This is a genomic window from Streptomyces sp. NPDC034111, from assembly GCF_055575375.1.
Map to the genome: position 1 here is coordinate 14072 of NZ_JBVIST010000023.1, position 18577 is coordinate 32648.

General features: G+C 71.5%; 20 protein-coding genes. 11 read left to right on the plus strand and 9 right to left on the minus strand.

The window, feature by feature from the left end:
* Nucleotides 1-11: 11 nt before the first annotated feature.
* A complete protein-coding gene (locus tag ACZ55A_RS32915; RefSeq protein ID WP_468847998.1) occupies nucleotides 12-329 on the minus strand; it encodes a hypothetical protein in 318 nt (105 codons plus the stop codon).
* A 232-nt stretch (nucleotides 330-561) separates the two neighbouring features.
* On the opposite strand from ACZ55A_RS32915, the gene ACZ55A_RS32920 reads away from it, so the two are divergent.
* From ACZ55A_RS32920 to ACZ55A_RS32930, 3 genes are all read left to right on the plus strand, one after another.
* The gene (locus ACZ55A_RS32920; RefSeq protein ID WP_468848001.1) at nucleotides 562-1587 is read left to right on the plus strand and encodes an alpha/beta hydrolase; all 1026 of its coding nucleotides are present in this window, start codon (nucleotides 562-564) and stop codon (nucleotides 1585-1587) included.
* A gap of 114 nt (nucleotides 1588-1701) precedes the next feature.
* Nucleotides 1702-1890 carry an antitoxin gene (locus ACZ55A_RS32925; RefSeq protein WP_468848004.1) on the plus strand — a complete coding sequence of 63 codons (189 nt, stop codon included), beginning with the start codon at nucleotides 1702-1704 and terminating at the stop codon, nucleotides 1888-1890.
* Nucleotides 1891-1960: 70 nt separating this feature from the next.
* The gene (locus ACZ55A_RS32930) at nucleotides 1961-2560 is read left to right on the plus strand and encodes a GNAT family N-acetyltransferase (RefSeq protein ID WP_468848007.1); all 600 of its coding nucleotides are present in this window, start codon (nucleotides 1961-1963) and stop codon (nucleotides 2558-2560) included.
* A gap of 82 nt (nucleotides 2561-2642) precedes the next feature.
* Here ACZ55A_RS32930 and ACZ55A_RS32935 read toward each other — a convergent pair whose 3' ends face one another.
* From ACZ55A_RS32935 to ACZ55A_RS32950, 4 genes are all read right to left on the minus strand, one after another.
* The gene (locus ACZ55A_RS32935; protein ID WP_033269047.1) at nucleotides 2643-2846 is read right to left on the minus strand and encodes a cold-shock protein; all 204 of its coding nucleotides are present in this window, start codon (nucleotides 2844-2846) and stop codon (nucleotides 2643-2645) included.
* A 324-nt stretch (nucleotides 2847-3170) separates the two neighbouring features.
* Nucleotides 3171-4418 (minus strand): D-alanyl-D-alanine carboxypeptidase family protein, encoded by a 1248-nt coding sequence (locus tag ACZ55A_RS32940; RefSeq protein ID WP_468848010.1) that lies wholly within the window; start codon nucleotides 4416-4418, stop codon nucleotides 3171-3173.
* A 101-nt stretch (nucleotides 4419-4519) separates the two neighbouring features.
* Nucleotides 4520-5398: an endonuclease I family protein gene (locus ACZ55A_RS32945; protein WP_468848013.1), complete on the minus strand. Its 879-nt coding sequence runs from the start codon at nucleotides 5396-5398 to the stop codon at nucleotides 4520-4522.
* Nucleotides 5399-5663: 265 nt separating this feature from the next.
* On the minus strand, nucleotides 5664-6296 hold the full coding sequence (locus ACZ55A_RS32950) for a class I SAM-dependent methyltransferase (RefSeq protein WP_468848016.1): 633 nt from the start codon (nucleotides 6294-6296) through the stop codon (nucleotides 5664-5666).
* Nucleotides 6297-6486: 190 nt separating this feature from the next.
* On the opposite strand from ACZ55A_RS32950, the gene ACZ55A_RS32955 reads away from it, so the two are divergent.
* Nucleotides 6487-6882, plus strand: coding sequence for a hypothetical protein (locus tag ACZ55A_RS32955; RefSeq protein WP_468848019.1), 396 nt, complete (start codon nucleotides 6487-6489; stop codon nucleotides 6880-6882).
* 18 nt (nucleotides 6883-6900) lie between these two features.
* On the opposite strand, the gene murJ is transcribed toward ACZ55A_RS32955, so the two are convergent.
* Nucleotides 6901-8589: a murein biosynthesis integral membrane protein MurJ gene (gene murJ, locus ACZ55A_RS32960; protein ID WP_468848022.1), complete on the minus strand. Its 1689-nt coding sequence runs from the start codon at nucleotides 8587-8589 to the stop codon at nucleotides 6901-6903.
* A gap of 9 nt (nucleotides 8590-8598) precedes the next feature.
* A complete protein-coding gene (ligD, locus tag ACZ55A_RS32965; protein WP_468848024.1) occupies nucleotides 8599-9492 on the minus strand; it encodes a non-homologous end-joining DNA ligase in 894 nt (297 codons plus the stop codon).
* 30 nt (nucleotides 9493-9522) lie between these two features.
* Between ligD and ku the strand changes: the two genes are divergently transcribed.
* Both ku and ACZ55A_RS32975 read left to right on the plus strand, forming a co-directional pair.
* Complete coding sequence (ku, locus tag ACZ55A_RS32970) at nucleotides 9523-10548, plus strand: non-homologous end joining protein Ku (RefSeq protein WP_468848027.1); 1026 nt, start codon at nucleotides 9523-9525, stop codon at nucleotides 10546-10548.
* Nucleotides 10549-10598: 50 nt separating this feature from the next.
* Nucleotides 10599-10973, plus strand: a complete 375-nt coding sequence (locus tag ACZ55A_RS32975; protein WP_468848030.1) for an RNA-binding S4 domain-containing protein — start codon at nucleotides 10599-10601, stop codon at nucleotides 10971-10973.
* 33 nt (nucleotides 10974-11006) lie between these two features.
* Here the strand turns inward: ACZ55A_RS32975 and ACZ55A_RS32980 are convergent, their stop codons facing one another.
* On the minus strand, nucleotides 11007-11459 hold the full coding sequence (locus ACZ55A_RS32980; protein WP_468848033.1) for a YchJ family protein: 453 nt from the start codon (nucleotides 11457-11459) through the stop codon (nucleotides 11007-11009).
* A gap of 192 nt (nucleotides 11460-11651) precedes the next feature.
* Here ACZ55A_RS32980 and ACZ55A_RS32985 point away from each other — a divergent pair, with 192 nt between their 5' ends.
* Both ACZ55A_RS32985 and ACZ55A_RS32990 read left to right on the plus strand, forming a co-directional pair.
* On the plus strand, nucleotides 11652-11846 hold the full coding sequence (locus ACZ55A_RS32985; RefSeq protein WP_468848035.1) for a hypothetical protein: 195 nt from the start codon (nucleotides 11652-11654) through the stop codon (nucleotides 11844-11846).
* Nucleotides 11847-12000: 154 nt separating this feature from the next.
* A complete protein-coding gene (locus ACZ55A_RS32990; RefSeq protein ID WP_468848037.1) occupies nucleotides 12001-13737 on the plus strand; it encodes a hypothetical protein in 1737 nt (578 codons plus the stop codon).
* 102 nt (nucleotides 13738-13839) lie between these two features.
* Here ACZ55A_RS32990 and ACZ55A_RS32995 read toward each other — a convergent pair whose 3' ends face one another.
* On the minus strand, nucleotides 13840-15345 hold the full coding sequence (locus tag ACZ55A_RS32995; RefSeq protein WP_468848040.1) for an SCO1417 family PLP biosynthesis transcription factor: 1506 nt from the start codon (nucleotides 15343-15345) through the stop codon (nucleotides 13840-13842).
* A gap of 107 nt (nucleotides 15346-15452) precedes the next feature.
* Between ACZ55A_RS32995 and yczE the strand changes: the two genes are divergently transcribed.
* The 3 genes from yczE (at nucleotide 15453) to ACZ55A_RS33010 (ending at nucleotide 18376) form a co-directional block, all read left to right on the plus strand.
* On the plus strand, nucleotides 15453-16130 hold the full coding sequence (yczE, locus tag ACZ55A_RS33000; protein WP_468848043.1) for a membrane protein YczE: 678 nt from the start codon (nucleotides 15453-15455) through the stop codon (nucleotides 16128-16130).
* Nucleotides 16127-16927 carry a glycerophosphodiester phosphodiesterase gene (locus tag ACZ55A_RS33005; RefSeq protein ID WP_468848046.1) on the plus strand — a complete coding sequence of 267 codons (801 nt, stop codon included), beginning with the start codon at nucleotides 16127-16129 and terminating at the stop codon, nucleotides 16925-16927. Before yczE ends, ACZ55A_RS33005 begins: the two co-directional genes overlap by 4 nt.
* 78 nt (nucleotides 16928-17005) lie before the next feature.
* On the plus strand, nucleotides 17006-18376 hold the full coding sequence (locus tag ACZ55A_RS33010; RefSeq protein WP_468848048.1) for an MFS transporter: 1371 nt from the start codon (nucleotides 17006-17008) through the stop codon (nucleotides 18374-18376).
* The last annotated feature ends 201 nt before the right edge of the window (nucleotides 18377-18577 follow it).

The window sequence follows — 18577 nt, forward strand, 5'->3', positions numbered from 1 at the left end:
CCTGTGCCTGGCTACGGCCGGGGTCTGCCCGAGCGGGGCCGGGGCTCGCGGCAGGCGTCGGGGCGCAGCTCGTAGCGCCGTTCCCGGCCGCCGCCGCGCCCGGTCCGCCGGCCCCGGCCGGTCTCCGGTGTGCGGCCCGCCTCCGGGCCGCACACCGATTCCCGGCCCGGGTCACGGCTCGGATCCAGGCCCAGCATGTCCATCAGCAACGTCAGATCGTTCGCGTCCCGCGCACGGCCGGCCAGCGCCTTCCTGGCGAGCCGTCGTTCCTCGTCACACGGCACGGCGCGGGGCGCGGTGGCATCGGCACTGCGGTGTTCATCGCTCACCGCTGCATTCTCGGCCGGACCGCGACACCGTGCCCGTCGAGCGGACCGGAGAGCGCCGGGCGGAAACCGCAGCGGGTACCTTGCGCCATACGGGTGTGCCGGCGCCGTACGGGCTCCCCGCACGGCCGGGCAGGAACAGCGGACAACACCCGACGAAATCCAGGGAACCCCCGCGGGCCCTTTTCCCTCTTTATGGGCACTTGCACTTGATCCTCCTGCCGCGGAGTCACCGTTGAAAAACCCCTACGCCGTCGCGCTCGCGGGCGCCCTCCTCGTTTCCTCCACCCTGCTCACCGGATGCTCGGATTCCGGAGAACCGGTCGACTTCAACGCCGGTGCCAAGGACGGCGGTGGCAAGCAGGCCAAGCCCGTGGACAACGACACCCTCATGCCGACCGGCCCGAAGAGCGACCTCCGGATCACCCGGACCCTGGACGACGACTCCCAAATAGCGCGGACGACGCTGAAAGGCGCGAAATCCGGGGTCACCGGGAGCGTGTGGGTCTGGGTGCCGAAGGAGTACCGGGATACGAAGTACGCCAAGAGCGGGTTTCCGGTGCTGATAGCGCTGCCCGGCGGCCTGGGCAGCCCCAAGGAGCAGGGCGGTGTCACCAATTACTGGGTCGGCGGCGATATCGGGTTGCAGGAGAACATCGCCAAGTGGACGTCGGAGGGCAAGAGCCTGCCGTTCATCGTGGTGATGCCGATGCTCAACCCGGACACCCAGTACCACGACGGCAGCGATATCCCCGGTCAGCAGCGGATGGGCACCTGGCTGACGGAGGATGTGGTGAATATGACGAAGGCCAACTTCCGTACGTTCAAATCGCGCGACGGCTGGGCCTTCATGGGCTCGTCCTCGGGTGCATTCGCCGGTCTGAAGTCCGTACTCAAATATCCGGAGAAGTTCAAGGCGGCAATAGCCAGCGGTCCGGACATTGTGCCGGATTCCCCGCTGTGGGCGGGTCACCAGGCGGAGAAGGACGCGAACAACCCGGAAAAGCTGGCCCAGCGTCTGCTGCGGAAGGGCGGCCCGGACGTCTACCTCGCCTTCCAGGCCGGCAGCAGGGAGGCCCCCGCGGTCAGCGCCGCGATTCAGAAGTTCCGCCGCACATACGGCAAGGGCCCGATCCACACCTCCTTCCAGCTCATCCCCGGCGGCCGGCACAACGCCTGGGACTACCAGAAGGGCATGGCCGACGGCGCGATGAAGTTCATCAGCGACCAGCTGAAGGCCCCCGTCGCAAGCGGTTCGTGAACCGGGTCCCGGGAGGGCCGGTGCGGGCGGCCGGCCCTCCCGGCGCGCGGATGCAGATCCCCTGGCAGAGGGCGATGCTGGAGTCGAGGGGGACCGTGGTGAGGAGGATCAATCATGTCCATGATGGACAAGATCAAGAGCATGCTGAAGGGCCACGAATCCCAGACCGACAAGGGCGTCGAGAAGACCGGTGACACGGTCGACGAGAAGACCCAGGGCAAGTTCCAGGGCCAGGTCGACACCGGCCAGGAACGGCTCAGGGACGAGTTCGGCGGCGGCAAGGAACAGCCACCGCAGAGCTGAGCCCACGACCGGCCGGGCGGCGGTCCACGACCACCGCTCAACGGTCTGCCACCGCGCGTAGGCTGTTCGGATGATCTCCGCGTCGTCCGCCCGGCTCACGCCCGACGTACTGCTGCGCCCCGCGGCCCTGACGGACGCCGCCGGCCTCGCCCGGGCCTATCGGCGCAGCCGTGAGCATCTCCGGCGCTGGGAGCCGGTCCGGGACGAGGCCTTCTTCACCACCGGAGGGCAGACCGAGCGACTGACGGGCCTGCTGGAGGAACGCAACGCAGGGCGGGCGATGCCCTGGGTGCTGGTGCGCCGGCCCGACGGGGGCCCGGCGAAACCCGGTGCGGATGCGGCGGACCCCGATATCGTCGGTGCGATCACCCTCACCGGTATCGTGCTCGGGCCGTTGCGCAGCGCCAATGTCGGCTACTGGATCGATGTCGGCCAGCTGCGCCGCGGACTGGCCTCCGCCGCGCTGCGGGCGGTCTGTACGGCCGCCGACACGGAACTGCATCTGCACCGGCTCCAGGCCGGCACCCTCCTCGACAACACCGCCTCACAACGGGTGCTCACCGGCTGCGGCTTCACCCTCTTCGGCACCGCCGAGAACTACCTCCACATCAACGGCGCCTGGCGCACGCACCACCTCTTCCAGAAAATCCTCAACGACCGTCGGCCTTGAGGGCCCGATCGGGTGAGGGCGCCGGCCCGCGGCATGCGCCGGCGCCCGCCCCGAAACCGGGAGCGGGCGCCGGAACGGGGGCCTAGGCGGGCCGGATCTTCTCCGCCTGGGGGCCCTTGTGGCCCTGGGTGACCTCGAAGGTCACCTTCTGGCCCTCCTGAAGCTCACGGAAGCCGGTGGCGTCGATGTTGGAGTAGTGCGCGAAGACATCGGCACCGCCGCCGTCCTGGGCGATGAACCCGAAGCCTTTCTCCGAGTTGAACCACTTCACCGTGCCGGAAGCCATGTCCGTCTCCTTCGTTCAATGGGCTCGAATCGGCTTCCGCACGCTGCGGAACCCGGAGGTGATCGCCTGGCCCGGACACGCACCGCACAGCAAGAACGCCCGTGAATGCGACACGGGCGCCCGGTACTTCGGAACCACGACAGCTGATCAGGACGCTACACCGAGCAGCGCCCGGCAGACAGCACAACCGAGGCTGACGCGTCGTCCTTCACCGGGCAAGGCCAGTGACTGTCCTCCGTATCCCTGACCGATCGGACAGATGTCCGACGGTTGCTGGTACGGGTGGGTGAGCGCGGTCCGGGGACGTGCCCGGGCCGCGGCAGCTCACTCCGACTCCTCGGCAGCGTCCTCGCCCGGCTTCCGCCGACGCCACCACAGACCGGTGCCGAGCCCGGCCAGCGCGACGGCCCCCACGGCTCCGGCCGCCGACAGCAGCCAGCGCTGCCGCAGGTCGGCCTCGGCCTGCGCCCGCGCCGCGACCGGCGCCCTGTGCAGTGCGGTGCGCGAGTCCGGGGTGTGGGCGACATGCTCCGAGACGCCGGCCCGGCCACCGGGCCCAGGGGCGGGGAGCATAGCGACGGCCGCGGCCCGGGGAGCCGCGTCGAATCCCCAGTCCAGGAGGGCCCGGGTCTCCTCGTAGACCGCGTTCCGGCCGCCGGACTGCGGGTTCATGACGGTGACCAGCAGGGTGCGGCCGTCGCGCCGGGCGGCGGCGATCAGGGTGTTGCCGGCGTGTGAGGTGTAGCCGTTCTTCACCCCGATGAGGCCGTCGTAGGGGCGCACGCCGTGCGAGCCGACCAGCAGCCGGTTGGTGTTCTGGATGCCGAACGCGTCCGGACCGCCGTCCTCGGGCAGCTCCGCCTGCTTGGTCGAGGCGAACCGGGCGAAGTCGGGGTTGGTCAGACCGGCCTGCCCGAAGAGCGTCAGGTCGTACGCGGAGGAGAACTGCCCCGGTGTGTCGAAGCCGTCCGCGGACTCGACCCGGGTGTCGCGGGCGCCGAGCCGACGCGCCGTCTCCTGCATATCGTCGATGGTCTTGTACCAGCCGCCGTTCATGCCGGCCAGGGTGTGCACGGCATCGCTGCCCGACCTCAGGAAGACGCCGTGCCACAGGTCCGCGACGCGGTACGGCATCTCCTCCTTGAGGCCCGCGAGCGAACTGCCCGCCTCGATGCCGGTCAGGTCGTCGGTGGAGACGGTGTGCACCGTCCCCTGGGAGAACTTCGGCAGTACGGTCACCGCGAAGAGCGCCTTCAGCGTGCTGGCGGGGGGCAACGGCCGATGGGCGTCCTTGGCCGCCAGGATCTTGCCGCTCGTCAGGTCCGTGACCATCCACGACAGTGCGGAGACATCCGGTGGCTCGGGGACGTCCGGCCGGGGCTCGAACTGCACTCCGCGCCGGTCCAGCCGGCTGCCGGCGTCGGCCGGTCCGGCCGGCCGCGCACCGGCCCGCAGATCGTCGACGCCGTGCGGGCCGTCGGCGCGGACCGGTCCGGCGACGGCCAGCAGGCCCGCGGCGCAAAGGGTGGCCGCGGTAACGACTCTGACGGGGGCCCAACTCACGCTCGACATGAGGCCACGCTAAGAACGACCCCGGCCGCGCGCCGGTTGACGTACTCCATCTGATGCCCGGCCACCCCGGCGCGCGCACCGCCGGGGTGGCCGGACGCCCGTCACCAGATCTTGTTGACCCACTCGGGGTGGTCGATGAACGGGTTCCGGTTGTGCTGGTACTTGTCGAAGATCACCTGATTGCGATGCCGCTCGAAGGCGGACGGCGGATCCTGCCGACTCCACTGCTTCAGTACGGAGAGCCGGCCGAGGTACGGCCGGCTGCCGTTGCCGGCCTTGTCGTTGGGCTCCAGGTCGGGAAAGCCGTCGTCGCCGTCGTAGCGGACGGCCATATAGAGGATCATGCGGGCGACATCGCCCTTGTCCGCGTCGCGGGGCTCGAAGGAGTCGCCGTCGGTGTAATTGCCGGGCGCCTCGCCGACCTCCGTTCCGCCGTTGTCGAAGTCCTTGTTGCCCCGGGTGCTGTTGACGGAGACGTCCGCCGGGCGCAGATGGTGCAGATCGGTGCCGGGGCCGGTGGCGGTTCCGAAATTGCCGTGCGACTTCGCCCAGACGTGCTCGCGGTTCCAGTCGTCCGGGTCGCCGCCGTTGGCGTTCTTGCTCCGGGACGTGCCGGAGTACAGCAGAATGACGTTCGCGCTGTTGGCCGGGTCCTGGTCGGTGTACTTGAGGGCGCCCCAGACCTGTGAATAGGTCAGCTTTCCGGTCTGGGTGCGGCTGATGATTCCGTGCAGGGCCTTCTTGAGCGCCTGGCCGGTCTTGCCGATGGCGTCCTTGTAGTACGTGCGGGTGTCATCCGTGCCGTCATATGTGCCGGCGGATATGGATGAACGCTCGACGGCGGATATGACGCGGGATCCGTGGTGTGCGGCCGGGGTGGCCGTCGCACTGGACGGGATCTGCACGGCCATCGCCACCATGACCGTTCCGGTGGCGAGGGCCAGGGCGCGGCCGCGGCGGATTCTGTGGTTGTTGTCCACGAAGGGTGTCCTCTCCCCCAACTGTGGTGCCGGATCGCGAAATATGTGGGGCACGACCGGCACCGGCCGTCGTTCATACGGCCGGAGGCAGCTTTCCACCGCGGTCATCACCCAGGTGTGAACACCAGGGGAGAGTTATGTGTCCACCCGGTGGCAACCACCGCATTCCTCCCGGAATTGCAGCGTCCCTTCATCGAAAGCAGCGGTACGCCGCCCGACGGCCGCCAGACGACCGCGAAACGGAGGACTCCCTTCAACGTCGCGTTCAGGGAAGCGGTTTGTCCCACCGCAGCGAGTAACGCCACAGCAGATGGCGGCGGAAACGGCTGCCCGGCAGAGCGTGGCGGGCAGCCCGCCGGACCTCGCCCCAGGCCAGGTCCGGGTCGTCGACCGGCATCCCGGCCGGATCGTGCTTGCCCCCGTGACTCCGGGCGAGGATGCGGCTGGCGGGCACGCCCGCGGCGCTGACGATCCAGTCCAGCGGAGTCCGGTTGCGCGCGAGGCCGATGACGACGAGCCGGCCGCCGGGCGCAAGCAGACCGCCAAGCCGCCGGACCGCGGGGACGAAGCCCACGTGGTGCACGACGGCCACCGCGGAGATGAAGTCGTATCCACCGGGCAGCACACCGTCCGCCGCCATGAAGTCGGCCTCGACGAACGCGACGTTGGGGAGCAGGTCACCGCGCTCACGGGCCAGCTTGATCATCGCGGCCGAGCGGTCCACACCGGTCACCTCGCCCGCCTGCCCGGCCAGTTTGCCGGCCAGCAGACCGTCCCCGCAGCCGATGTCCAGCGCCCGCGCACAGCCGTCCGGCACCGCGTCCAGCACGAGCGGGTGGTAGTGCACATTGTGGTTCCAGTACGCGGGCGGGTGCGCGGGTCCGTCGGTGTGGGGCATCGGACGACAGTAACGCGGCCACCGGTGCCCATTGCACCGATCAGGTGAACTCGCCCCTCGGCCGCAACCGAAGACCCGGTGCATGGCTTCCCACGTGCTGAAACCTTCTGCATCGAAGCCCCGAAGCCCTGTTGGCCCTCCCCCCTCGCCCCTGGACTCCCCGACCCCCGACCCCGATATGGAGGCCCCGATGTCGCTGTACTGCCCCACTCCCCCGCCGTACGGCGCGACTCCGGACTATGTGCTGGCGCCCCCGCGTGCCGAGGACCGTCTGAACACCCTGGCGTTTCCGGTGGACGCGCTGCTCCCGCCGCCCCGCCCGGAGGACCGGCTGCCGTACGCGCACCCCGACGACCTGCCCGCGGCCCCTCGCCCCGAGGAGCGGGGGCCGGCTCCGGTGCCGCTGCCCGAGCGGCGCCGGCTGGACCTCCAGGCCGCACTCACCGCGGCCGGGGTGGCACCGGCCGACGGGGACCCGGCCGCCGTGGCGGAGCTCGCCGGACTGAGCGACGCCACGGTCCGGACCGTCATCGGCTGGATCGAGGCCGCCGCGCGCGCGTCCTGGGCGCGGCCGCACGCGATCTGAGCGGGCCGCCCGCCCGGGTCAGCGCAGCCCGGGCAGGCTGCGCAGCTCACCGATCCGCAGGACGCGGGCCAGGCCCAGGAAGAGCAGGGCCATGGTGAGGCCGCCGGCGGCCAGCGTCAGCGCCGGGGTCCAGCCCGCAGGGACGGGCACACCGGAGCAGGCCCGGGCCGCGAACCAGCCGACCGCTCCGGCCAGGGCGGCGGCCGCGGTCAGCTTGCCGTACGCACGGCACAGCCGTCGTCCGTCGAGGCGTCCGGCGAGCCGGCGGCGCAGCCGCAGCGCGGTGGCCAGCAGTCCGACGCCGTACGCGACGGCGTAGGCGGCGGCCATGCCGGTGACCGACCAGCGGACGGGCAGCAGCAGATAACACCCGGTGGCCAGGGCGACGTTGACCGCGCTGGTCCAGAAGGCCATCCAGAACGGCGTACGGGTGTCCTCGAAGGCGTAGAAGCCGCGCAGCAGCAGATACTGCGCGGAGGCCGGGATCAGGCCGAGACCGAAGGCCTGGAGCATATGTCCGATGGGCGCGGCGGAGGCGGAGTCCACGGTGCCGTGTGCGAACAGCAGTTGGACGGTCTGCGGGCCGAAGACGAGGAAGAAGAAGGCGGCCGGGACGATCAGCGCTCCGCTGACCCGCAGCGCGCGGGAGAGGTCGCCGCGCACGTCGTCCAGGCGGTGTTCGGCGACCGCACGGCTCATCCGTGGCAGCAGCGCGGTGACCAGCGAGACGGTGACGATCGACTGCGGCAGCATCCAGATGCCCTGGGCGTAGGTGTAGGCGGTATAGCCCACGCCGGCGGTGGGGAGCTGCTGGTCGACGGCGCTCGCGTAGTGCGTGACGACGATCATCGCGGCCAGGTTGGCGAGGACGAGCAGCAGGGTCCAGCGAGCGGCGGCGACGCTCTTGCGCAGACCGGTGCCGCGCCAGTCGAAGCGCGGCCGGAAGCGGAAGCCGGCGGCGCGCACGAAGGGGATCAGGGCCAGCCCCTGGAGGGCGATGCCGCCGGTGGTGACGATGCCCAGCAGGTCGATCTGGCCGGGGGTGATGTCCTCGATGCGGTCGGGTCCGGCCAGCAGGCCGAGGTAGACGCCGAACATGGCGATCAGCACGAGGTTGTTGAGGACCGGTGTCCACATCATCGCGCCGAACTTGCTGCGGGCGTTGAGGACTTGACCGAGGATGAAGAAGAGCCCGTAGAAGAAGATCTGCGGCAGCAGGAATCGGGCGAAGACCACGGTGAGTTCGAAGGCGGCGTGGGTCCGGGGCGTGTCGGGGGTGTAGACGGCGATGATCTGCGGTGCGGCCCAGACCGAGAGGAGCGTGCCGACCGCCAGCACGCTCAGCACGAGGGTGACCAGGCGCTGTTCGTAGGCCCGGCCGCCGTCCGCATGGGTGGCTCTGGCGCGTACCAGCTGCGGCACCAGGACCGAGTTCAGTGCGCCGCCGATGAGCAGGGTGTAGATGCTCATCGGGACGACGTTGGCGGTGTTGTACGTGGTCGCGAGCAGACCGGTGCCGAGGGCGGCGGCCTGGAGTACGTTGCGGATGAGCCCGGTCGCGCGGGAGACCATGGTGCCCGCGGCCATCAGCAGCGAGGAGCGGGCCACGCCCGCTGCGGGTTCACTCCCCCGGTCCTCGTGGCCCCCGGATATCTGCCGCCCCGGCACCCTTAACTGCATGGTGTCCTCTGGTGTCCCCTCGATCATGGGGACAATCTACGCGGCGTGCGGCAGCGGACGGGCCCGCCCGGGGTCGAGCAGCGGGGCGTGCAGATCGCCGTAGGCCGCGCAGCGGGGCGCGATCTCGCCGAAGGGGAAGGTGAGTTGTTGCGGTTCGGTGCAGTCGGCGATCTCGTCCCAGGTGACGGGGGCGGAGACGGTGGGGGCCGGGCGGGCGCGCAGGGTGTAGGCGACGGCGGTGGTCTTCGCGGCGGCGTTCTGGGAGAAGTCGATGAAGACCTTGCCGGGGCGCAGCGCCTTGGTCATCTTGTGCACGACCAGGTCCGGCAGGGCCTTCGCGGCCTCGACGGCGAGGGTCCTGGCGTAGGCGGTGGCCCGCTCGGAGGGGGTGGGCTCGATCGGCACGATCAGATGCAGGCCCTTGGAGCCGCTGGTCTTGGCGTAGACCTCCAGGCCGTCGGCGGCCATCCGCTCGTGCAGCCACTGTGCCGCGGTGCAGCACTCCACAATGGTGGCCGGGTCGCCGGGGTCCAGATCGAGGACGAGGCGGTCGGCGATGCCCGGAGCCTGGTACCTCCACTGCGGGGTGTGCAGTTCGACGACCAGGTTCGCGGCCCACACCAGAGAGGGCAGGTCCTGCAACAGGACCTGCCGGGTGGGGCCGGACGTCGAATGGGGGACGTCGCAGGTCTGCACCCAGGAGGGGGTGCCGGGCGGCACGTTCTTGGTGAAGAAGCGCTGGCCGTCCGGCCCGTCGGGGTAGCGCAGGAACGAGAGCGGCCGGTCGTGGAGGTGCGCGAGGAGCGGCTCCGCGGTGGTGGTGCAGTAGTGCAGCACCTCACCCTTCGTGGTGCCGGTCCCGGGATAGAGGACCTTGTCGAGGTTGGTCAGCGAGAGGCGTCGCCCCTCCACGATGGTGATCGGCGGCATACCATGAGAATCCCACACAAGGGATGAAATATGCGTTCTATTTGGAATGGGTCGATATCGTTCGGGCTGGTCACCATCCCCGTGAAGACCTACAGCGCGACCGACCGGACCTCGTCGGTCTCCTTCGTGCGCATTCACGAGAAGGACAGCGCACCCGTCCAGTACCGGAAGATCTGTGAGCTGGACGGCGAGGAGGTTCCGAACGAGGAGGTCGGCAAGGGCTATCAGGCCCCGGGCGATGACACCGTCGTGCCGATCACCGACGACGATCTGGCCCGGCTGCCGATGCCGACCGCCAAGACGCTGACCATCCTGTCGTTCGTCGACCCCTCCGAGATCGACCCGCTCCAGATGGACAAGGCCTACTACCTGGGACCCAACGGGGCGGCCGCCGCCAAGCCGTATGCGCTGCTGCGGGAGGCGCTGGAGCACCACGGGAAGGTCGCGATCGGCAAGGTGGCGATGCGCGGCCGGGAGTCGCTGGCGATGCTCCGGGCGTACAACGGGGCGATCGTGATGCACCAGCTGCTGTGGCCCGATCAGATCCGGCCCGCCACGGAGGTCGTACCGGGCGACGTCAAGGTCCGCGAGAACGAGCTGACGCTGGCCGAGACGCTGATGGACTCCCTGGGCGAGCTGGATCCGGCCGAACTCCACGACGACTACCGGGAGGCCGTGGAGGAGCTGGTGGCCGCCAAGCTGGAGGGCGAGGAGCCGGTCGCCCCCGCTCCGGCCCCCGGCGCCCAGGTGATCGATCTGACCGCGGCCCTGGAGAAGAGCGTACGGGCGGCCCGGACAGGCCACGCGGAAGGCGCGGAGTCGGCCTCGGTGACGCACCTACGGGGGCGGACGACGAAGGAAAAGACCACGAAGAAGACCGCGGCGGCGAAGACCACCGCGGGCGGGAAGAGCACGGCCGGCGGCCCGGCGAAGAAGACGGCGGCGAAGAGCACCGCGAAGAAGGCAGCGGCGAAGACGGCCGGAAAGGCCGCCCAGAAGAAGACCACGGCCAAGAAGTCCGCCACCGGAAAGTCCACCGCCAAGAAGTCCGGCTGAGCGTCCGCCACCGGGGCTCAGCCCTCCCCCGACCGTTCTAGAGTCTTGGTATGGCTTCAGACGAGGGGACCACCCGCATCGACAGCTGGATCTGGTCGGTACGGCTCACCAAGACCCGTTCACTGGCCGCGGCGGCCTGCCGCGCGGGGCATGTGCGGGTCAACGGTGAGCGGGTGAAGCCGGCCCATGCCGTGCACACCGGCGACGAGGTGCGGCTGCGGCACGCCGGGCGGGAGCGGATCGTGGTGGTCTCCCGGCTGGTGCGCAAGCGGGTGGGCGCGGCCATCGCCGCCGAGTGCTTCGTCGACAACAGTCCGCCGGTCCCGCCGCGCGAGGAGGTTCCGGTGATCGCACACCGCGACCGCGGCGCCGGGCGGCCCACCAAGCGCGAGCGCCGCGAGATCGACCAGCTGCGAGGCCGCTGAGCCGGACGACCCTCAGGGTCGGCGGCCGCGCGGCTAGTCGGAGGGCAGTGCGTCCAGGTAGACCCAGGCGCCGTTCTCGCGGACGAAGCGGCTGTGCTCGTACTGGCTGTCGGCGAGGCCGTGCAGGCTGTAGTGCGCGCGGAATTCCACCGTGCCTTCGGAGTGGAAGGCGGTGCCGCCGGTCGTGGCGAGGACGTCCAGGCCGGTCCAGCGCTGAGCCGGTTCGAGGTCGAGGGCGGCGGGGCGCGTGGTCGGGTGCCAGGTGCGCAGCAGATAGCCGGTGTCGCCGACGACGAAGGCGCTGTAGCGCGAGCGCATCAGCCGCTCGGCCGTGGGGGCGGCGGAGCGCCCCTCGTGGAAGGCGGCGCAGCAGTCGCGGTAGGTCTCGGGGCGCCCGCAGGGGCAGGGTGCGGCGGGGGCGACGGCGGACGGGCGGCGCGTCCCCCTCGACGGCTTCGTCGGCGGCTTCTTCTTCGACTTCGACACCCCACGATTGTGCCGGTCGGCTGGGGTGGGGGACGACACGCCGGGGACACACCGGGGCGACAATCCGAGCAGATGCGCCCATATAGGGAATTCCCACGACAAATCACCCGTTTGCAGCTTTTTCCGGCTTGATACCTGCTGTGAGGCTGGAAGAACTCATGGTGACCGTCCCCACCACCCAGGAGAGAACCCATGATTCTGTCCATTTCCGGCGTCGTCCTGCTCGGTGTCATCGTCTTCCTCTTCTTCCGCAAAGACGGCCTCAAGTTGTCGCACGCGCTGATCTCCGCGCTCTTCGGGTTCTATCTCGCAAGCTCCGCCATCGCCCCGAGCATCAAGGCCGGCGGGGCCAGCCTGGCGAGCCTCCTCGGGGGGATCAAGATCTAGGGCGGGCCCGCAAGGTCCTGCGCCGACGCACCGCCACGGGTCCCGCCCGTACGGCCGCACCAGGTCCCGTCCGGGCGGCTCCGTGTGCCGCCCGTCCCGGCTCGCCGCCCACGCCGAGCCGCCCCGCCCCACCGCACGAGCAACAGGAGAAGATGTGGCCCGGCGCCCTCTGCCCCGCATCCTGACCGACAGCGCACCGCTCGCCCGTATGGCCAACTTCGCGTCGCTGGCCCGTAGTCGCGAGCTCGCCCGCACCGCCGCCGACAGCGCCTCCGACGTGCTCCATCCGCTGATCACCATCGGCCGGGGGCTGCGCCGGCTGGCGGTGGCCGCCCGGGGACGGTGGGCCGAGACGCCCAAGGAGAGCCGCGGTCCGCTGCTGTTCTTCGTCGGCGCGTGTGTGCTGGTGACGGCCCTGCTGCCGTACGGGCCGCTGCTCGCCCTGATCGCGGTGATGGCGGCGGGGGCCTGGGCGGGGCGGGAGCGCACCCCCGTGGTCACCGGCCCCAGCGAGGCGGAGACCGAGCGGCTGCGGGCCCTGTACGAGGCGCTGGTGCCGTACCTCTGCGCCGAGGGCGACCCCAGCCCCCTGTATGCGCACGGCGGCGACTGGGCGCGGGCCTTCGGCGACCACGCCTTCGACGACGGCGGGCGGCTGGAGCGGCTCCAGCTGAAGTACCCGGCGTACTTCACCGACGGTGAGGACCGGTCCCGGGCCCGCATCGAGCAGGTGCTGTACGCCAAGGCCGGCCGCGACCGGGAGTACCACTTCGCCTGGGACGAGCTGGCCAACCAGCTCACCGTGACCGTCCTGGCGGCGCTGCCCGCCGATATCACCGTTCAGCGGTTCGTCACCTCGCCGGGCGAGACGGTGCTCGGCTTCACCGACCCGGAATCGGTCCAGCGGACGCTGCCGGTCACGGCCGGGGAGGAGAGCCGGGACGCGCCGCCGGTGGTCTGGCGTACCGGGCCGCGCTCCACCGAGCCGCATCTGCTCGCCCTGGGGCAGTCGGGGGCCGGCACCACGACGCTGCTGCGCTCGATCGCGCTCCAGGCGCTGGAGCACGGCGATGTGCTGGTCGTCGACGGCGCCGCCACCGGCGAGTTCGGGTGTCTGGTCGGGCGTCGTGGCGTGCTCGGGGTCGAGAGCGGGCTGGCGGGGGCGCTGGCGTCGCTGGAGTGGGCGTCGCAGGAGACCGAGCGCCGGCTGGTGGTGGCGAACCGGGCGCGGCAGTCCGGCCGGCCCGCGCCGGAGGACACCCGGCGGCCGCTGTGGCTCATCGCGGACCGGCCGACGGCGCTGGCCCATATCGCGGCGGCGGAGGGCCGGGACGATCCGCAGCGATGGCTCCAGGTGCCACTGCGGCACGGGCGGGCGGCCCATGTGACCGTGGTCGTGGCCGACCAGTTCGACAGCGCCGATCTGCTGAGCGACCCGGTGCGGGCGCACACCAAGGCGCGGGTGGTGCTCGGTCCGGCCACCGCGGAGGAGGTGCGGACGGTGCTCGGGGCGCCGCCGCACACCACGCCGACCGCGACCGTGCCGCCGGGGCGCGGCTATGCGCGGCTGGGCAGCGCTCCCGTCATGCGGCTCCAGGTGCCGGCCGCCCCCGATCCGTTCGACGACGCGACGAGCGAGGCGCAGCGGCAGGCCGTCCTGGCGCTGTTGCCGGAGCGTACGGTTCCGGCCGACACCGAGACGCTCGCCACGGTGGGTGGTGAGGCGGCGGACGGGCCGACCCGGCCGGCCGGTCCGGCGAAGAAGGCCGAGGCGGGCGGGTCCGCCGCCGAACCGGTGGGCGCGGCGGCGGGCGTCTCGATCGTCAAGGGCGGCGAACCCCGTACGGGCAAGGGCAGCGGCTCGGTGGAGGCCCTGCGCGCGGAGGGCTGAGGCGGCCGCCGGCCGCTGCGGGCACGCCGACGCCGGGGGCCCGCCCCCGTCGGGCCGGCCCGCCCGCCGTGGAGGATCCGTCCACCAAATCCTGACGGCCCGTCAGGCCACGAAGCTGTGCCGCGACTCTGCCTCCACCGGCGCCCCGGTGGCGACCAGCCGCGCGGCACCGGCCAGCCGAACCGCGGCCTCATCGGCGACCGCCCCGTTGACCGTGAAGGGCAGTCGGACGAAGCCCTCGAAGGCACCGTCGACGCCGAAGCGCGGCCCCGAGGGCACCCGCACCCCGAGCCGCTCCCCCGCCTCGGCGATCCGGGAGCCGGAGAGCCCTCCGGTCCGCGCCCAGAGCGTGAGACCACCGCGCGGCACACTGAACTCCCAGTCGGGCAGGTGCCGTCGGAGCGCATCGACGATCGCATCGCGGTTCTCGCGGGCCTGGTCGCGGCGGATCTCGACGGCCTGCTCCCAGCCGCCGCCCTCCAGCAGCGAGGCGATGGCGAGCTGTTCGAGGACCGGCGAGCCCAGATCGGAGTAGGCGCGGGCGGCGACCAGACTGCGGATGATGTCGGGCGCGGCGCGCACCCAGCCGATCCGCATGCCGGCCCAGAACGCCTTGCTGGCCGAGCCGACGGTGATCACCGCGCTGCCGGCCGGGTCGAAGGCACAGACCGGGCGGGGCGGTGCGCTGTCCTCGTCCAGCTGGAGCTCGGTCATGGTCTCGTCGACGACGAGCAGCGTGCCGGCCGAGCGCGCGGCATCGACGAGCCGGCGGCGCTGGTCCTCGGTGGCGAGGGTGCCGGTGGGGTTGTGGAAGTCGGCGACGACATACGCCATCCGGGGCGCGGCATCGCGCATCACCTGGCGCCAGGCCGGGATGTCCCAGCCGGCCAGCCGCTCCCCCAGGGCGACCGGCACCAGCCGGGCGCCGGCGTCCCGCATCAGCTGGAGGATGTTGGCGTACGAGGGCGAATCGACGGCGACCCGCTCGCCGGGGCCGGTACAGAGCCGGCAGATCGCGGCGACCGCACCCATCGCGCCGGTGGTCACCATGATCTGTTCGGGCATGGTGGGTATCCCGCGGGCGGTGTAGCGGTCGGCGAGGGCCTGGCGCAGTACGGGCAGGCCGGCCGGGTAGTCGCCGTGGGTGTGGGCGTAGAGCGGGAGGTCGGCCATCGCGGCCTGGACGGCGCGGGTGAGCCAGGGCTCGGGCGCCGGGAGGGCGGCGCAGCCGAGGTCGATCATCGAGCCGGCGGCCTCCGGCGGCAGCGGTTCGAGTCCGCGGGTGGGCAGCGGATTGCCGGCCGGGACGGCGGTCCAGCTGCCGGAGCCGCGCCGGGACTCCAGGAACCCCTCGGCGCGCAGCGCTTCGTAGGCGGCGGCGACGGTGGTGCGGCTGACACCGAAGGCGGCGGCGAGCTCGCGCTCGGCGGGCAGCCGGGCGGCGACCGGTATCCGTCCTTCGAGGACGAGGAGGCGTACGCCGTCGGCGAGGCTGCGGTAGGCGGGCAACCGGCGCCCGGCGGCGGTGAGTTGGGCATCGCGGGGGTCCTGCGACCGGAGCAGCCGGGCGAGTTGGGGTGCGCCGACCGCCGAAGTCCACTGAGCCATGAAGATCAGTCCACCTTCCCGGAATTGGCTCTACTTCCCGAGCCCCGACACGCCACATGGTGTCATGCGTCGGTCCAATCCTGCCAGGAGGGGGAATTTTCGTGTCCATGATCAGGGCAGCCGGCCCGGGGAGGGGCCTGCTGACGCGCCGGCTGTTGCAGCTCTATACGGGACTGACGCTGTACGGCGTGAGCATGGGTCTGATGGTCCGCGCCGACCTGGGGCTGGAGCCCTGGAGCGTACTGAACCAGGGCATATCCCGGCATACCGGCCTGTCGATCGGCACCGTCACCATCGTGTCCGGCGCGCTGATCCTGCTGCTGTGGATCCCGCTGCGCCAGCGCCCCGGTCTGGGGACGGTCTCGAACGTGGTGATCCTCGGGCTGGTGATGGACGCAACCCTGGCCTGGGTGCCCGAGCTGCACCCGCTCGGCGCCCGGATCCCGCTGCTGGCGTTCGCCGTCGTCCTCAACGGTGCCGCGACCGGCCTGTACATCTCCGCCCGCTTCGGCCCGGGCCCGCGCGACGGGCTGATGACCGGCCTGCACCAGCGGACCGGCCGCCCGGTGCGGCTGGTGCGCACCTGCATCGAGGTCACCGTGCTCGCGGTGGGCTTTCTGCTCGGCGGCTCCGTCGGGGCGGGAACGGTGGTCTACGCACTGGCCATCGGGCCGCTGGCGCAGCTCTCCCTCCGGCTCTTCTCGATCAAGGGCCTGGCCGAAGGGCCGTCGCGGGTGGTGGCCCGCGGCGAGGGTTCACCTGAGCGCGCAATACTGCCGGAGTGACCCGAGCGATACGCATCCGCCACCCCTATCTCGACCATCCCGCGCCGCTCCCCTTCGCCCACCGGGGCGGGGCCGCGGAGGGCCTGGAGAACACGGCCACCGCCTTCCGCCGCGCGGTCGGCCTCGGCTACCGCTATCTGGAGACCGATGTGCACGCCACCTCGGACGGAAAGCTGGTGGCCTTCCACGACGCGACGCTCGACCGCGTCACCGACACCAGGGGCGCGATCGAGCGCCTTCCCTGGAGCGCCGTGCGCCGGGCCCGGGTCGCCGGGCGGGAGCCGCTGCCGCTGTTCGAGGAGCTGCTGGAGGAGTTCCCCGAGGCGCGCTGGAACGTGGACCTCAAGGCGGAGGCCGCCCTGGAGCCGCTGCTGGACCTGGTCCGCCGCGCGGGCGCCTGGGACCGGGTGTGCATCGGCTCCTTCTCGGAGGCCCGGGTGGCGCGGGCCCAGCGGCTGGCCGGCGGCCGGATGGCGAGCTCGCTCGGCACCCGTGGCGTGGCCGGACTGCGGCTGCGCTCGTACGGCAGGGGCGCGGTGCCGCTCGACCGTCTGCTGGGGGCGGCGGTGCGGCGCAGCGCGGTCTGCGTCCAGGTCCCCGAACGGCAGACCGGCCTCCCGGTCGTCGATCCGCTCTTCCTGCGCGCCGCGCACGCCCTGGGCATGCAGGTCCACGTCTGGACGGTCAATGACCCGGACCGGATGACGGCACTGCTGGATCTCGGCGTGGATGGCATCATGACCGACCACATAGAGACGCTGCGCACGGTGCTGACCGAGCGGGGGTGCTGGGTCTAGGGCGTGCGTCGTGCCCTCGGCAACCGCCCCCTACGCCCGTCCGCCGCGGTGAACGGGGACGGGAAGACGGGGGTGGGCGTGCAGAGCACGGAGACCGGGGCCGGGGTCGTCGACGAGACGGCCGACCGGCGCCGCGAGCAACGCGGCTGGTACTGGTACGACTGGGCGAACAGCGTCTACTCGACGAGCGTGCTGACGGTGTTCCTCGGCCCGTATCTGACGTCGGTGGCCAGGGCGGCGGCGGATGCGGACGGTTTTGTGCACCCGCTGGGCATCCCGGTGCGCGCGGGCTCCTTCTACGCCTACGCGGTGTCGGCCTCGCTGGTGCTGTCCGTACTGGCGATGCCGCTCGCCGGGGCGCTGGCCGACCGTACCGGCCGCAAGAAGCCGCTGCTGGGCGTCTGCGCGTACACCGGCGCCGCGGCGACGGCCGGGATGTTCTTCCTGGGCGGGGAGCGCTATCTGCTGGGCGGGGCGCTGCTGATCACCGCGAATGTGGCGTTCGTGGTGTCGACGATGCTCTACAACTCCTTCCTGCCGCAGATCGCCGGGCCCGATGAACGCGACGCGGTCTCGTCGCGGGGCTGGGCCTTCGGCTACGCGGCCGGGGCGCTGGTGCTCCTCGCCGACCTGGCGCTCTACGGCGCCCACGACTCCTTCGGTGTCTCCGAGGGAACCGCGGTGCGCATCTGCCTGGCGTCGGCGGGCCTGTGGTGGGGCGCGTTCTCGTTGATACCGCTGCGCCGGCTGCGCGACCGGCGCAGGGCGGCCATCGGGACTCCCGGTGAGACCGGCGGCGTCTCGCTCGGCCAGGGGTGGCGGCAACTGCGGAGAACCCTGCGCGATATGCGCCGGCACCCGCTCACCCTCTCCTTCCTCCTCGCCTACCTCGTCTACAACGACGGCGTGCAGACGGTCATCACCCAGGCGTCCGTCTACGGTTCCGAGGAGCTGAAGCTGGACCAGACGACGCTGATCGTCGCGATCCTGCTGGTACAGGTGCTGGCCGCGGCGGGCGCGCTGCTGATGGGGCGGCTCGCGCGGCGCTACGGCGCGCAGCGCACCATCCTGGGGTCGCTGGCGGCCTGGGCGCTGACGGTCACGGCCGGCTGCTTCCTGCCCGCGAAGGCGCCGGTGTGGTTCTTCGCCCTGGCCGCCGGCATCGGCCTGGTGCTCGGCGGCAGCCAGGCGCTGTCACGTTCGCTGTTCTCGCATCTGGTGCCGCAGGGCAAGGAGGCGGAGTACTTCTCCGCGTACGAGATGAGCGACCGGGGCGTGAGCTGGCTGGGGCCGCTGGTGTTCGGGGTCGCGTACCAGCTGACCGGGAGCTACCGGGACGCGATCGTGTCCCTGGTGGCGTTCTTCTTGGTCGGTTTTGTGCTGCTGGCGAGGGTCCCGGTGGGGCGGGCGATCGCGGCGGCCGGAAATCCCGTACCTGACCGGATTTAGTCTCGGGGCGTGCGGGGCGGTAGTGTACGCCTTTGGCTCACCAGGCGGACCGTTACTGCGCGCTCAAGCATGGAAGGCGCTGGGTGACATCTGCTGCCAGATGTGACAAACCGGGCGTCGGTGGGTACAACAAGGGGCGGCACGACGGGCGACGCACATGTCCCGATTACGGGAATCTTCACCGCCGACCGGACGTTGACC